The organism is Leifsonia sp. A12D58, from assembly GCF_047530025.1.
Classification (GTDB): Bacteria; Actinomycetota; Actinomycetes; order Actinomycetales; family Microbacteriaceae; genus Cryobacterium.
This window is the reverse complement of the sequence record NZ_JBLJAT010000001.1, coordinates 907,734-923,382: the sequence shown is the minus strand read 5'-3', so window position 1 is coordinate 923,382 and position 15,649 is coordinate 907,734. Positions and strand designations below refer to the sequence as shown.

The 15,649-nt window shown below is 63.4% G+C and carries 12 protein-coding genes; 7 read left to right on the top strand and 5 right to left on the bottom strand.

The window, feature by feature from the left end; translation table 11 throughout:
* Positions 1-8: 8 nt before the first annotated feature.
* The 5 genes from ndk to ACMT3I_RS04475 form a co-directional block, all read right to left on the bottom strand.
* Positions 9-431, bottom strand: a complete 423-nt coding sequence (gene ndk, locus ACMT3I_RS04495) for a nucleoside-diphosphate kinase (protein ID WP_414803233.1) — start codon at positions 429-431, stop codon at positions 9-11.
* Positions 428-808, bottom strand: coding sequence for a DUF4233 domain-containing protein (locus ACMT3I_RS04490; protein ID WP_414803232.1), 381 nt, complete (start codon positions 806-808; stop codon positions 428-430). The genes ndk and ACMT3I_RS04490 overlap by 4 nt, the downstream gene beginning before the upstream one ends.
* Positions 805-2,181 carry a bifunctional folylpolyglutamate synthase/dihydrofolate synthase gene (locus tag ACMT3I_RS04485; protein ID WP_414803231.1) on the bottom strand — a complete coding sequence of 459 codons (1,377 nt, stop codon included), beginning with the start codon at positions 2,179-2,181 and terminating at the stop codon, positions 805-807. The genes ACMT3I_RS04490 and ACMT3I_RS04485 overlap by 4 nt, the downstream gene beginning before the upstream one ends.
* Positions 2,174-5,599: an isoleucine--tRNA ligase gene (ileS, locus tag ACMT3I_RS04480; RefSeq protein WP_414803230.1), complete on the bottom strand. Its 3,426-nt coding sequence runs from the start codon at positions 5,597-5,599 to the stop codon at positions 2,174-2,176. Before ileS ends, ACMT3I_RS04485 begins: the two co-directional genes overlap by 8 nt.
* 254 nt (positions 5,600-5,853) lie before the next feature.
* A complete protein-coding gene (locus ACMT3I_RS04475) occupies positions 5,854-6,471 on the bottom strand; it encodes a TetR/AcrR family transcriptional regulator (RefSeq protein WP_414803229.1) in 618 nt (205 codons plus the stop codon).
* A 104-nt stretch (positions 6,472-6,575) separates the two neighbouring features.
* Here ACMT3I_RS04475 and ACMT3I_RS04470 point away from each other — a divergent pair, with 104 nt between their 5' ends.
* The 7 genes from ACMT3I_RS04470 (at position 6,576) to ACMT3I_RS04440 (ending at position 15,644) form a co-directional block, all read left to right on the top strand.
* A complete protein-coding gene (locus tag ACMT3I_RS04470) occupies positions 6,576-8,213 on the top strand; it encodes an ABC transporter substrate-binding protein (RefSeq protein ID WP_414803228.1) in 1,638 nt (545 codons plus the stop codon).
* 3 nt (positions 8,214-8,216) lie between these two features.
* Positions 8,217-9,152, top strand: a complete 936-nt coding sequence (locus ACMT3I_RS04465) for an ABC transporter permease (protein ID WP_414803227.1) — start codon at positions 8,217-8,219, stop codon at positions 9,150-9,152.
* Positions 9,149-10,012, top strand: coding sequence for an ABC transporter permease (locus ACMT3I_RS04460; RefSeq protein ID WP_414803226.1), 864 nt, complete (start codon positions 9,149-9,151; stop codon positions 10,010-10,012). Before ACMT3I_RS04465 ends, ACMT3I_RS04460 begins: the two co-directional genes overlap by 4 nt.
* Positions 10,009-11,706 carry a dipeptide ABC transporter ATP-binding protein gene (locus ACMT3I_RS04455; protein WP_414803225.1) on the top strand — a complete coding sequence of 566 codons (1,698 nt, stop codon included), beginning with the start codon at positions 10,009-10,011 and terminating at the stop codon, positions 11,704-11,706. Before ACMT3I_RS04460 ends, ACMT3I_RS04455 begins: the two co-directional genes overlap by 4 nt.
* 99 nt (positions 11,707-11,805) lie before the next feature.
* Positions 11,806-12,492, top strand: a complete 687-nt coding sequence (locus ACMT3I_RS04450) for a hypothetical protein (RefSeq protein WP_414803224.1) — start codon at positions 11,806-11,808, stop codon at positions 12,490-12,492.
* 110 nt (positions 12,493-12,602) lie between these two features.
* Positions 12,603-15,197, top strand: a complete 2,595-nt coding sequence (gene valS, locus ACMT3I_RS04445; RefSeq protein WP_414803223.1) for a valine--tRNA ligase — start codon at positions 12,603-12,605, stop codon at positions 15,195-15,197.
* Entirely contained in the window at positions 15,198-15,644 is a 447-nt protein-coding gene (locus ACMT3I_RS04440; RefSeq protein WP_414803222.1) for an N-acetyltransferase family protein, read from the top strand.
* Positions 15,645-15,649 lie beyond the last annotated feature (5 nt).

Here is a 15,649-nt window from a genome sequence, read left to right as displayed (position 1 = left end):
TTCGGGGCCTACTTGAACCAGAGTCCGAGTTCGCGGGCGGCGGATTCGGGGGAATCGGAGCCGTGCACGAGGTTCTGCTGAACCTTGAGGCCCCAGTCGCGGCCCAGGTCGCCCCGGATGGTGCCGGGAGAGGCAGTCGTCGGGTCTGTGGTGCCGGCCAGCGAGCGGAAGCCCTCGATGACGCTGTTGCCTGCGATACGGATGGCGACGATCGGGCCGCTCTCCATGAACTCGACGAGGGGCTCGTAGAACGGCTTGCCCTCGTGCTCCTCGTAATGCTTCGCCAGCAGCGAGCGGTCAGCCTGCAGGAACTTGATGTCGACGAGGGAGTAACCCTTGGCTTCGATCCGACGCAGGATTTCTCCGGTCAGGTTGCGGGCAACGCCATCCGGCTTAACCAGGACCAGTGTCTCTTCGATGTCTGTACTCATGCGATCTCCTTCTGACGATCAATTCTGTCGCCGTTAATCATGCAGTAGGTCCACATGGCGGCGAATATTGCACCAACGATAAACAAAGCGGGGTTGAAGAATCCGCAGACGATGACGACAACCTGGATGGCCCATCCGACACCGTATGCCCACGGGTGACGGAGCATCGCGAGGGTCGCGACCATCACCAGGCAGAGCACCGCACCACCGCCGAGCGCGACTGCGGGCGGCAATGACTTGAGTCCGAACAGCACGAGTGCTGCCAGGAACACCACGATGAGCTCGAAGCCGAGCACGATCGAGGCGAGTGAACGCTTCACAGAGGGAGCCGCCGGCGCGCGACGTGGCCTGGGTGTCTTGTTTGCTCTGGCGCTCACGGCGTCATCCATTCCCCTGCTTCGGAGAGGGCAAGCGCTTCACCCACGACGGTGATTGATCCGGTGATCACGACTGCGCGCTTGGGCGATTCGCTCGCCCAGGTGCGCGCGGCATCCGCTGCACCGACCAGGTCGTCGAAGCGGTAGACCCGCTCATCGCCGACCTGGCTGGCGATGGTGTCTGCCAACTCATCAGCCGCGATCGAACGGTCTGACTGCGACTGCGTCACGAAGAACGCACCCGGGATCGGCGCCAGGGCAGACGCGATTCCGCTGGAGTCCTTGTCGGCAAGGACACCGATGACGAAAGCGATCTCTTCGAAGTTGAAGTAGGTGCCGAGAGCTGCGGCCAGTGCTGCTGCTCCGTGCGGGTTGTGCGCAGCGTCAACAAAGACGCTCGGCTCGATGCCGACGAGCTGCAGACGGCCGGGAGACGTTGCACCGCCCAGCCCTTCAATCACCAGTTCGTCGGAGAGCGGCTGGCTGCCACCGCCGAGGAACGATTCGACAGCGGCGATGGCCACAGCGGCGTTCTGAGCCTGGTGGGTTCCGTACAACGGCAAGAAGACATCAGAGTACGTTCCGGCGAGGCCACGCACCGAGATCAGCTGTCCGCCGACGGCGACCTGGCTGGAGATCAGTGCGAATCCGTCGCCCTCCGTGGCCAGGGTGGCCTCGGTCAGCTCGACGGCACGCTCGAGTTCGGTGCGTGCTTCGGGCGTCTGGGCTGCACTGACAACTGACGCCGCCGGCTTGATGATGCCCGACTTGGTCCTGGCGATCTCGGCGATGGTGTTTCCGAGGCGCGCTGTGTGGTCGAGGGCGATCGGGGTGAAGACGGCGACCTGGCCATCGGCCACGTTCGTGGAGTCCCACTCCCCTCCCATACCGACTTCGATGACTGCAACGTCGACGGGCGCATCAGCGAAGCTGGCATACGCCAGCACGGTCAGCGCCTCGAAGAATGTCAGAGTCTCTTCGCCAGCCTCGGCCAGCTCCGCGTCGACCATGCCGATGTACGGCATGATGTCTGCCCAGTTCTCGGCAAGCGCTTCGTCACTGATGGGCTGGCCATCGATCATAATGCGCTCGTTCAAGCGGACGAGGTGCGGGCTGGTGAGCACACCGGTGCGCAGACCGTACGCGCGCAGGATGCTCTCTGCGATCCGGCTCGTGCTGGTCTTACCGTTCGTGCCGGTGATGTGGATGATCGGGTAGGCCGTCTGCGGGTCGCCGAGCAGATCGAGGACACGCCTCGTCGGTTCGAGGCGCGGCTGGGGCGAACCCTCGCCGACACGGGAGAGGAGCGCCTGGTACACGGCGTCACCAGCCTCGCGGAAGGCGTCTGCAGGTAGGTCGGATGAATTAGACATTGATCAGCGGGGTCTCTCTTGATACTGCGACGAGGAATCCGCCGCGGTTTGCGTATTGACCGGCAGGGTATGACACGAAGTGTTCGACGACTTCGCCTGTGACGGCCGACAGCCACTCGGACGGCAGGGAGTCGAGTGCGTGCTCGTGCACTCGCAGTACAGTCGCGAGTGTCTCTGCTGCGACATCCACGACGGCGCCTTCTGAGCCGACGGCCTGCGTGAACGACGCGACATCCGCCTCGTCGGCGAAGACCAGGTGCAGGTGGATGCGATCGCTCACATTGAATCCTGCCGACTTGCGAGTGTCCTGAACCGCACGGATGATGTCGCGGGCGAAGCCTTCGGCCTCAAGGTCAGGGGTGGTTTTGGTGTCGAGCAGCACAAAGCCGCCACCGGGCAGCAAGGCCAACGCGATGCCCCGCTCTTCTGAGCTGTTGTCGACGGCGAGTTCGAGTTCGAACTCACCTGCTGCCAGTTCGATCCCACCGGCGGTGACGACACCGTCGGTTTCTGACCAGTCGCCGCTGCGGGCAGCCTTGATGACCTGCTGGACCCGTTTGCCGAGACGGGGGCCTGCTGCGCGGGCGTTGACGGTCAGCTTCGACGTGATTCCGTACGAGGCCGCACTGTCATCGGCGAGCTGGGCGAACTCGACACGCTTGACGTTGAGCTCATCGCGCAGGATACCGTCGAAGGCCGACAGGGCATCCGGATCTGCTGCGACGACGGTGAGCGCTGCCAGCGGAAGGCGCACTCGGAGGCCGGCCTGCTTGCGCAGCGAGAGCACGGTGGAGCTGATCACGCGGATCTGGTCCATTGCGCTCACAAGACGCTCGTCTGCCGGGAACGCCGACGCGTCTGGCCAGTCCGTCAGGTGCACGCTGCGTCCGCCGGTCAGACCCTGCCAGATGCGCTCAGAGATGAGCGGAAGCAACGGGGCTGCAAGACGGGTGACGGTTTCGAGAACCGTGTAGAGCGTGTCGAATGCTTCTGAACCTGTGCCGTCAGCTGCGACGCCTGCCCAGAACCTGTCGCGGGACCGACGTACGTACCAGTTGGTCAGCACATCAGCGAAGTCGCGCAGTTTGCCGGCCGCCAACGTGCTGTCAAGGTTGTCGAGGTCGAGCGTCAGCTCTTCGATCAGATCGCGGGTCTTGGCAAGCAGGTAGCGGTCGAGCACATCCGTGGAATCGGTGCGCCAGGTGGCCTCATAGCCGTTTTCACCCGACGCATTCGCGTAGAGCGAGAAGAAGTACCAGGTGCTCCAAAGCGGAAGCATGACCTGCCGGACACCCTCGCGGATGCCCTCTTCTGTCACGACGAGGTTGCCACCGCGGAGGACAGGCGAACTCATCAGGAACCAGCGCATCGCATCAGAGCCGTCGCGGTCGAAGACCTCGTTGACATCTGGATAGTTGCGCAGCGACTTCGACATCTTCTGGCCGTCGTTGCCGAGCACGATGCCGTGGCTGACGACGTTCTTATACGCCGGACGGTCGAACAGTGCGGTGGAGAGCACGTGCAGCACGTAGAACCAGCCGCGTGTCTGTCCGATGTACTCGACGATGAAGTCGGCCGGGTTGTGGCTGTCGAACCACTCGCGGTTCTCGAACGGATAGTGAGCCTGGGCGAATGGCATCGAACCAGAATCGAACCAGACATCGAGCACGTCGGTGATGCGGCGCATCGTCGACTGCCCGGTCGGGTCGTCGGGGTTCGGCCGCGTCAGTTCGTCGATGTACGGACGGTGCAGGTCGGTCGGACGCACGCCGAAGTCTGCTTCGAGTTCGTCGAGCGAACCGTAGACGTCAACGCGCGGGTAGTCAGGGTTGTCGCTCTTCCAGACCGGGATCGGTGAACCCCAGTAGCGGTTGCGGCTGATTGACCAGTCGCGGGCGTTAGCCACCCACTTGCCGAACTGGCCGTCCTTGACGTTGTCAGGAACCCAGTTGATCTCCTGGTTGAGGTCGACCATACGGTCGCGGAAGTCAGTGACGCGCACGAACCAGCTCGACACGGCCTTGTAGATCAGGGGGTTGCGGCAGCGCCAGCAGTGCGGGTACGAGTGCTCGTAGCTGGCCTGGCGGATGAGACGTCCCTCAGCCTTGAGCAGCTGCGTGAGCGGCTTGTTGGCGTCAGACCACAGCTGACCGGCCACCTCTGTGACCTCGGAGAGGAACTTGCCGCCATCGTCGAGCGAGATGATCACCGGGATGCCGGCGGCCTCACAGATCTTCTGGTCTTCCTCACCGTATGCGGGCGCCTGGTGCACGATGCCTGTACCGTCTGCCGTCGTGACGTAATCGGCGACCAGGATGCGCCAGGCGTTCTGAGTGCCCCAGATCTCGGTGTCCGCGTAGTAGTCGAACAGGCGGTCGTACTCGACGCCCTCGAGGTCGGATCCGGTGACCGTGCGGGAGACAGCAGCGAGGGCATCCTCGGCACTGTCGTAGCCGAGGTCTTTGGCGTAGTTGCCGACCAGGTCAATGGCCAGCATGTACTCGGCACCGAGGACTTCTGTCGCTCCGCCGGGGTGAACGCTCGAGCTGTCTTCGCGCAGCACCGTGGCATCCGGGGTGCCGTTCGGGCCTGCAGGCAGTACGGCGTACTGGATGTCTGGGCCGACGGCCAGCGCGAGGTTGGTCGGCAGGGTCCACGGGGTGGTCGTCCAGGCCAGTGCACGCACCGCTGTCAGGCCGAGGCTCTCTGCCTTGGTGCCGACGAGAGGGAAGGTCACGGTGACCGTCTGGTCCTGACGCATCTTGTAGACGTCGTCGTCCATGCGCAGTTCGTGGTTGGACAGCGGGGTTTGGTCGCGCCAGCAGTATGGGAGAACCCGGTAGCCCTCATAGGCGAGGCCCTTGGTGTGCAGCTGCTTGAACGCCCAGATCACCGATTCCATGAATGTGATGTCGAGCGTCTTGTAGTCGTTCTCGAAGTCGACCCAGCGTGCCTGGCGGGTGACGTAGTCCTGCCATTCGTGCGTGTACTTGAGAACTGAATCGCGGGCGACCTCGTTAAAGGCGGCGAGACCCATCTTCTCGATCTCGCTCTTGTCTGTGATACCCAGCTGACGCTCTGCTTCGAGCTCTGCCGGCAGTCCGTGGGTGTCCCAGCCGAAGCGTCGGTGCACCTGCTTGCCGCGCATCGTTTGGTAGCGCGGGAACAGGTCTTTGGCGTAGCCGGTCAGCAGGTGACCGTAGTGCGGCAGGCCGTTGGCGAAGGGAGGCCCGTCATAGAAGACCCACTCAGGGGCGCCCTCGCGGTTGTCGATCGACGCCTGGAAGGTCTCGTCGTCCTTCCAGAACTGCAGGACCTCGGTCTCGATGGCCGGAAAGTTCGGCGATGCTGCAACGCCCTGCTGTGCATCCTGACCGGATGTGGCGGAGGCTGAGCTTGAATCCTTGGGGTACGTCATGTTTCTCCTGGACGGGCGTAATACGGAAATGCTGGCCTGTTCCACGAGGACGAACGATCCGTGTCGGATTCGCCGCGGTACCACCTCGCTTGCCGCATCTGTTCCACACGTGCGAAACATTCTGCGACCGCTTATTCATCGGCTGTGACGGGCCGAACCCGTTCGGTTCTACTTGAAACACCCCGCACAGGCGATGATTCGTTCTTCCGAAGACTCACCGGTGATAGCCGGATCGACGTCATTCGCCATCGATTCTACCCGAAGCCCAACTCCAGGCGGAATCCGGCACAGACCGGGGACACCGCGTCGTCGACGTACTGCGCTAGATTGCCTCGCGTGACACCAGCCGCTGCCCAGCTGAGGGCACCGGCTCCCGCTGCGGCGAACACCGCCATGGCAAAGCTCGAACAGATGAGATCGCCTCCCGCCCTGCCCGTCCGCTGCGCAACTATGTCGGTCACCAGCCTGGCCTGGGCGGCAAGTCGAGACAGCGCAGAGGCCTCCAGGTCATTAGTCGTTCCCATCAGGTCGGATTGAGTCAGCGCCCACGGTACCCGCGACGGGCCGAACGTTGCAGCAACCTCGAGAAGTGCCTGCTTGACGGCATCCACGACCGGCACTGTGGCGTCGATTGCGGCGAGCGCCGTGGGAAGCTCGGCCAGGCTGGCGTCGACCTCGACCCAGAGCAGGTCGCTCTTGGCTGTGAAGTAGTTGAAGAACGTATTGCGACTCACCCCGGCGCGACGGGTGATCTGGTCGATGCTGGTGCGCGCGTATGTCTGCTCCAGGAACAACTCTGCCGCCGCCTCCTGCAGCATTTCGCGCGATGAACCGCGTGGCCGTCCTGCACCGGCCGAACCTGCCTGAATCACGTTTTCCTCCGTCAGACCCTAGGATAGAGATTGAGCACGATTAATGTACTCAGTCCAATAATTGCACAGTTGGCGGGTGACCTCGCCATGCGAAAGAGACGTGAATGAAGAAGTCAAGCCTGTTGCTCATCGCCACGGCCAGCCTGGCTGGCCTTGCACTCACCGGATGCACGGGGAGCCAGGCGCCTGGCGCATCCGACGGCTCTCCCACCCCTGGCGGCACGCTCACCTATGCATCAGGCGATGCCGAGCCGACGTGTCTCGATCCCCACGTCGGTGGCAACTACCCCCAAGCGCTGGTGAGCACGCAGTATCTCGAGTCCCTGGTGTCCCGCGACGCCAGCGGCACGATCATTCCGTGGCTCGCCGACAGCTGGCAGGTCAGCGACGACGGCCTGTCGTGGGATTTCACCCTGCGTGACGGGGTTTCCTTCACCGACGGCACTCCATTCGATGCCGCAGCAGTCGAGGCGAACATCGCTCACGTGCAGAATCCTGAAACGGGGTCGTCGACGGGCTACCTCGGCCTGCAGAAGATAACGAGCACCGAGACGGTCTCTCCCCTGGTCGTCCGCATCCACCTCAGCACGCCAGACAGCGCCCTGCTCGAATCGTTGTCACAGCCATGGGTCGCCATCGAATCACCCACAGCCCTGGCCAGGACCCTCGACGAGAACTGCCTCTCCCCCGTGGGCACCGGCCCTTTCGTCGTCTCCGACTGGGTGAAGCAGGATTCGATCACCCTCACCCGCAATGACGAGTACACCAGCCCTCCAGCGGATGCCGAGCACTCGGGTTCCGCCTACCTCGACCAGATCACCTGGAAGTTCATTCCTGACTCCGCCACCCGGTATGCCGCACTGCAGGCCGGCGAGGTCGACGTGATCGACAATGCGCAGCCTGACACCATCGTGCAGGCCGATAAGAGCGGGAACATCCAGCACCTCGACGCCCCGCGGCCCGGAGCATCCAACCGAATCGAGCTGAACGCGGGCAAGGCGCCGTTCAACGACGAACACGTGCGTGAAGCCTTTGTGCGCAGTGCGAACGTCGATGACGCCGTCTCAAGCCTCTTCTTCGGCACCGCCGCCCGCTCGACATCGGCACTGTCGAGCATCGAACCCCTTGGCGTCTCCCGTCCCGACCTGTTTGCTTACGACCCTGATGCCGCAAACACCTTGCTCGATGCAGCAGGGTGGACGGCCAGGGACGCCGATGGGTACCGCGTCAAAGACGGCAAGCGCCTGAGCGTGGTCTTCCCGGTGAGCACGAACCAGTCGATCCCCGCAGAACAGTCGGTGTTCGAACAGATCCAGGCAACGGCCAAGGAGACAGGCTTCGATGTGACGCTCTCTCCGATGGACCTCTCCAGTTGGTACACCGCCCTGGGTTCCAATGCGTACGACGCGGTGAGTGCCCCGTATACGAAGGTCGGCCCTGACGTGCTGCGCTTCCTCTACCACTCAGATGGAATCACTCCCGCGCCGAGCGGCTACTTCGCCAACCACTCCCAGGTGAATGACCCGACGCTCGATGGCTACCTGTCTGCAGCAAGTCAGACGTCCGAAGCGGATGAGCGTGCGTCGCTCTACACGGATGCACAGAACCTGCTGCTCGAGGGTTACTACGTGCTGCCGCTCTACGACCAGCAGAACCATTACCTGCTTGGTGCCAATGTCGAGGGCGTCAGGGCGCTGCCGACAGTATCGACACCCACCTTCTACGATGCGTGGTTGAACTAACGCGTGAGAGAACTCGCTCGGTGGTGCCTACTGCGAATCGGTGGCGCTGTCTTCGTGCTCTGGGCCGTCGCGACCCTGACGTTCTTCGCGGTTCGGCTGATCCCTGGCGATCCCGCCGAGGCGCTTCTCGGTGGGCCGGGATCGCAGACCTCGCCAGAGGCACTGGCCGCCGTCCGCGTCCAGTACGGTCTCGATCAGTCGTTGCCCGTGCAGTATCTGGCTCAACTGGGCCGGCTACTCACGGGCGACCTGGGCCGTTCGTATGCGCTCAAGGTGGATGTCGCGCCACTTATCCTTTCCCAGCTGTGGGGAACTCTAATCCTGGCGATCTGTGCTCTGGCGGTAGCCTGGCTGATCGCTGTGGGGCTCGTAGTCTGGGCGACGCGCGGGGGGCGCGTCGCCTGGGCAATCGGGTCCGGCATTGAAATCGTCGCGGCAGCACTGCCCAGCTTCTGGCTGGCGACTGCCCTCATCGTTCTGTTCAGTTCGTGGCTCGGCTGGCTGCCGCCCATCAGTACGCCGGGGCCGATCGGCCTCATCCTGCCTATGCTCGCCCTGGCCATCCCGCTCGCCGGGTTTCTCGGCCAGGTGATGCGAGAACCCATGAGCGCCGCCCTTGATGCACCGTTCGTGGTCTCGGCCAGGGCTCGGGGCGAGGGAGACATCGGCATCCGGATGCGCCATGTGTTGCGGCATGCCGCCCTCCCTGCAATCAGCCTGTCTGGCTGGGCGTTCGGTTCACTCATCAGTGGCGCTGTGGTCGTCGAGACGATCTTTGCCAGGCCGGGCCTTGGCCGCACCCTGCTCAACGCTGTCACGGTACGCGACGTCCCTGTCGTACTCGGAGTGGTGCTCGTTGTTGCTCTCGCCTACATCCTGATGACCATAACCACCGATGCGCTCAGCCGCATCGTCGATCCCCGGGTGCGAAACGCATGAGCGAACTCGAAGTACAGGCAGGACTTGGCCGGTTCAGAGTACAGAAGAGCGCTGCAACCCGCCGGATCGGATTCATCGACATCACCGCAGTGCTCTTCGCGGTCTTCATTGTCGTCGCCGGCATCTGGCCGTCGCTTCTCGCGCCAGGTGATCCCCTGGCCATCAATCCGGTTGATGCGTTCGCTTCGCCATCTGTGGCCCACTGGTTCGGTACCGATGAATCCGGGCGGGACATCTACACCCGAGTCATCCACGGCGCCGGTAGCTCTCTGCTGATCGGACTCGTCGCCACAGCGATCGGACTCGGCCTCGGAGTCGTGCTCGGCACAATCGCGGGAACTCTAGGCAGGGCCGTCGACTTCGGTGTCAATCGACTCCTCGAAGTGATGTTCGCATTTCCTGGATTGCTCCTGGCCCTGCTGTTCATCCTGATCCTCGGACCGGGGCCTGCGACAGCGACAATCGCTGTCGGCCTGTCGACAGCCCCCGGCTACGCACGCATAATCCGCTCGCAGCTCATCTCGATCAGGGGCTCGGGGTTCGTGGAAGCCGCAACCGCGCTCGGCCGCACGCGTGGGCAGATCCTGCGTCGGCACATCCTGCCCAACACTCTGGCTCCCCTGTTCGTGCTCGGCACCCTGGGCATCGGCCAGGCCATCGTCTGGGCATCTGCCCTGTCATTCCTGGGTCTTGGCGCTCAGCCGCCAGCCGCAGAGTGGGGCGCAATGCTCTCTGCCGGTCGCACCTACATCACCACGGGCTGGTGGATGAGCTTCTTCCCTGGCCTGTTCATCGTGCTGACAGCGGTGACGGCCACAGTGCTCGGCCGCGCCATCGAGAAACGGATGCGACACGCATGAGTCGTACTACTCCCCTGCCGGCATCAGCTCCGCCAATCCGGGATGCGGCGAGCGCCGTGGTCTCGGTACGCAACCTGAGCGTCGGGTTCGCCCCGCACACTGCTGTCGTCGACTCGGTGTCGTTCAGCATCGCGCCTGGTGAGTGCCTGGCGATAGTAGGCGAATCAGGCTCTGGCAAAAGCGTGACAGCGCGAAGCCTGCTCGGACTGGCCGGCGCAGGCGCCTGGGTACGGGCGGATGAGCTGCAGATTTGCGGGTCGTCAGTCCTCGAGCTGTCTGAACGTGCGTGGCGCACCAGAAGGGGAACGGATGTCGGGCTCGTGCTGCAGGACGCCCTCGGCTCTCTTGACCCGCTGCGTCCGATTAGCAGAGAGATCGCCGACTCGCTGCGCCTGCACACGTCACTGGACAGGGCCGGTATCCAGACTCGGGTGGCAGAACTCGCGGCTAGCGTCGGGCTGCAGGGCACGGATGCACGGTCGTTGCTTGCGAACCGGTCGGGGGAACTCTCCGGCGGCCAACGCCAACGTGCCCTGATTGCGTCCGCCATCGCCCTTGATGCGCCGCTCCTCATCGCGGATGAGCCGACGACGGCACTTGACGTGACGGTACAGGCGCAGATCCTGCAGTTGCTGGAATCGTTGAAGGAGCGCGGCACCGCCGTCCTGCTCGTCAGCCATGACCTGGCCGTCGTCGCACGCATCGCCGACCGCGTTGCCGTGATGAGCGAGGGTCGAATCGTGGAGATCGGCCAGACGGCGGAGGTACTCACGGCCCCCGTGCATCCGGTTACCCAGGCCATGATCGCGGCCATTCCGGTTGACAAGCCGCGCGGTACCCGGCTGAGTGCGCGAGCACATCCCGTGACTGACCGCACCGCGACGCAGTCGACGCTGCCCCCTGACGATGAGCATTCACCGGCCATTGACGCCATTGGCCTCACCAAGACATTTGTCCTGCGCGGTGGTACCCGACAAACGGCCGTCGACGATATCTCGTTCAGCCTGCAGCGTGGCAGCACGCTCGGCATTGTCGGCGAGTCGGGCTCAGGCAAGACCACGACGGCTCGCCTCGTCCTCGCATTGACCGAACCGGATGCCGGTGAGGTACGCCTGTTCGGCCGGCCGTTCAGTACCGCATCGGTGAGGGACAAGCGAGCACTCCGGGCACGAATCGGTGTGGTGTACCAGGACCCGCAAGACTCGTTCGATCCACGGCTGTCGGTCGGCGACATCCTGCACGACGCTGTGCGGGGTGACGGACGGCACCATAACCTGCGCAGCCGGTCTGACACGCTGGCGGAGGCGCGTCGACTGCTCGACAGCGTTGGACTGGCAAGCACGGTGCTCGATCGCCGACCCGCAACGCTCTCCGGTGGACAACGCCAGCGGGTGAGTATAGCCAGGGCACTGGCATCCGGTCCTGACATCCTGGTCTGCGACGAACCCGTCTCGGCGCTCGACGTGACAGTTCAGGCCCAGGTGCTCGACGTGCTCACCGACCTGCAGCGCGAGTTGTCGCTCAGCATGCTGTTCATTTCGCATGACCTCGGGGTGATCCAGCACGTCAGTGATAGCGTCGCCGTCATGCAGGCGGGCCGGATCGTTGAGCAGGGCGACACCCGCACGGTCTTCGCTCACCCCGAGCATCCGTATACGCGTGAGCTTCTGGACGCTGTGCCCCGGTTGTCCTGAAAAGAGGCGACCTGAAATCTACGGCGTCCCTCCGATACGATCAGCGTCAGCACGCAGTGAAAATCGTGCCGTCGCACCCGCCGTCACCCAGGAGTATTCGTGGCCCACCAGTATCAGCTTCACCAGAAGATCACCGTGCAGTGCTGGTGCTGCCGAAGCCCGCAGGAATTCGTGTTCAGTTCCCCGAGCGATCAGGTGGTCTGCTCGCACTGCGTCGCCCACACCGGCAACACGCATGCTGAACGCCGAGACGCCGACCACGTACAACTGTGGAGCGACTTGTATGCAAGGGCTCTCGCCGAGCATGCTGCCCAGACCGCGGCGGCCGACCAGACGATCGCGTTGCTCATCGCCGAGCTTGACGCAGCCAAGGAGCAGGTTGCACAGTTCAGTGCTGTGCTTGCACGCGATTTCGATCAGACCCAGTCGGCCGAGGTTCGAGCGATCCTTGAAACCGATCTGGTCAAGAGTGCCGAACGCAAAACCGATGCCGCCCTGCTGCGCTACGACCGAGCGATGGCTGCCCTCTGGCGCATCAGCACCCAGCACCAGCTGAGTGACGCCAAGCCGCAACCGAATCAGCCGCTTCGCTGCAGCTGCGGCAAGCCGGTCACCGAGTGTGTCGAGTGGGCCGCGCTCGAGTCTGTACGACAGCTGCTTGAGAGCTGGGAGGCAAAGCAGCAGCGGCATTTGGCTGCAGGTGAGCGGCACGCGCTGCCGTCTGAACACCCGGATGTCCAGACAAGCACCCCGATCTCACCGCGGAATTCCGGGCGTCGGCGCTAGCCACTTGGCCTGGCAACTTCGCGACACTGCGCGCTACCGGTAAGTTGGACTGAGAAAACTTGAGGCACCTCACCATCGACACGGTGCCGTACATAACGAACCGGAGAATCATGAGCGCCGCCGACCGCGTCCCAGAAAAACCCGCCCTCGAAGGGTTGGAAACCAAATGGGAAACCGTTTGGGAAGACCAGGGCACCTACCGATTCGACCGTGAGAACGCCACGCGCGAGTCGATCTACTCGATCGACACGCCGCCGCCGACGGCATCCGGCTCGCTGCACATCGGTCACGTCTTCTCGTACACCCACACGGATGTCGTTGCCCGCTTCCAGCGCATGAACGGCAAAAAGGTCTTCTACCCGATGGGCTGGGACGACAACGGCCTGCCCACTGAGCGTCGCGTGCAGAACTACTACGGTGTGCGCTGCGACCCGACCCTGCCGTACGACGGAGAATTCGTTCCGCCATACGAAGGTGGAGACGGCAAGAGCATCAAGGCCGCCGATCAGAAGCCGATCAGCCGCCGTAACTTCATCGAACTGTGCGAACGCCTCACCGCCGAGGACGAGAAGCAGTTCGAAGCGCTCTGGCGCACACTCGGCCTGTCGGTCGACTGGAAGCAGAGCTACCGCACCATCGGCCACGAGGCACTGTTCACCTCGCAGCTCTCGTTCCTCGGCAACGTCGAGCGCGGCGAGGCATACCAGGCCATGGCGCCGACCCTCTGGGACGTCACGTTCCGCACCGCAGTCGCCCAGGCCGAGCTTGAGGACAAAGACCAGCCTGCCGCGTACCACCGCGTCTCGTTCCACAAGCCTGACGGCGAGACCATCGAGATCGAGACGACCCGTCCCGAGCTACTCGCCGCCTGTGTCGCCCTCGTTGCACACCCCGATGACGAGCGCTTCAAACCACTGTTCGGCACCACGGTGCGCACGCCGCTGTTCGACGTCGAGGTACCGATCCTCGCTCATCACCTCGCCCAGAAGGACAAGGGCAGCGGAATCGCAATGATCTGCACGTTCGGTGACGTGACGGATGTCGTCTGGTGGCGTGAACTTTCGCTGCCGAACCGCGCGATCATCGGCTTCGACGGCCGCATCATCGCTGAGAAGCCAGAGGTCATCGTCTCAGAGGCCGGCACCGCCGCCTTCGAGCAGCTCGTGGGCAAGACTGTCTTCTCCGCCAAGCAGACAATGGTCGACCTGCTGCGTGCCAGCGGCGACCTGATCGGCGAGCCGAAGCCGATCGTCCACCCCGTCAAGTTCTTCGAAAAGGGCGACAAGCCCCTCGAGATCGTCTCAACGCGTCAGTGGTACATCCGCAACGGCGCCAAGGACGAAGCGCTCCGCACCCGCCTGCTCGAGCACGGATCAGAACTTGCGTGGCACCCCGAATTCATGAAGGTGCGCTACGACAACTGGGTCAACGGCCTCACCGGTGACTGGCTCGTGTCTCGCCAGCGCTTCTTCGGCGTACCGCTGCCCGTCTGGTACCCGCTCGATTCAGACGGCAACCCGCTCTTCGACGAGCCGATCCTCGCCACCCGCGAGATGCTGCCTGTCGATCCGTCAAGCGAGCCGGCACCAGGCTTCGATGAGGCGCAGCGCGGAATCGCCAACGGATTCGTCGGCGAAGTCGACGTCATGGACACCTGGGCTACCTCCTCACTCACCCCGCAGCTTGCAGGTGGCTGGGAGCGGGACCCTGAGCTGTTCAACCTGGTGTTCCCGTACTCCCTGCGCCCTCAGGGTCAGGACATCATTCGCACCTGGCTGTTCTCCACCATGCTGCGCTCAGAGCTGCAGCACGGAGTTGCCCCGTGGAAGCACGCGGCGCTCTCCGGCTTCATCGTCGACCCTGACCGCAAGAAGATGTCGAAGTCCAAGGGCAACGTCGTCACGCCGGCCGGCATGCTTGAACAGCACGGCTCGGACGCCGTCCGCTACTGGGCTGCCTCGTCACGCCTCGGCACGGATGCCGCATTCGACCCGCAGAACCCGACCCAGATCAAGATCGGTCGCCGTCTGGCGATCAAGATCCTGAACGCGTCGAAGTTCATCCTCACCTTCGACGGTGACGCAAGCGCCCAGGTCACAGAGCCGGTTGACGCGAGCATGCTCGCCAACCTGCGCGAGGTCGTTGCCCAGGCAACCACCGCGTTTGAGAAGTACGACCACGCACGCGCCCTTGAGCTCACCGAGAGCTTCTTCTGGACGTTCTGCGACGACTACCTTGAACTGGTCAAGGAGCGCGCGTACGGCGAGAAGGATGCCGCGCAGGCCTCGGCCGTCGCCGCACTCCGTATCGCGCTGTCGACGCTGCTGCGTTTGTTCGCCCCGTTCGTGCCGTTCGCCACTGAAGAAGCGTGGTCATGGTCGAATGACGGCTCTGTGCACACCGCGCCGTGGCCCAGCGCCGCCGACCTCGAAGCAGGCGCTACGGGCAACGTTGCACTGCTCGGTCTGGCCAGTCGTGCACTCACGGGCATCCGACGCGCAAAAACTGATGCCAAAGCTTCTCAGAAGTCTGCGGTAGTTTCTGCTGTAATTAGCGGTACACAGGACGAGGTGAGCTTGCTTGCCCAGTCCGCTCAAGATCTCAGAGCAGTTGGTCGAATCAACGAATTAACATTTGTTGAGGGGGATGAACTGACTGTGACTGACATTGTTCTTGAAACAGTGTCAGAGAGTGAGGAGAACTGAATGTCAGTACACGTACGTCCACTTGGGGACAAGGACTTCTTCCCCTGGCTCGGACTCTTCGAGGGCTACAGCGAGTTCTATGAGAGCGAGCTCACCGATGAAAAGGCACTCCGCGTCTGGAGCTGGATCATCGACAAGAACCACGATCTCGACGGCGCAGTTGCTGTCGATGAGAACGGTGAACTCGTCGGATTCGTTCACTTCCGCGAGTTCCCGCGCACGCTGAGCGCTGACCAGGCGTTGTTCCTTGACGACCTGTACGTGGTGCCGAGCTCCCGCAGCGACGGCATCGGCCGCCAGCTGATGGCCTACGTGAAGGACTACGCCAAGGCGCACCACCTGCACCAGGTGCAGTGGCTCACGGCTGCAGACAATGAAGCGGCCCAGCGCCTGTACGACGACATCGCGACCCGCACCGAATGGGTCACCTACGAGCAGGAAGTCTAGGAACA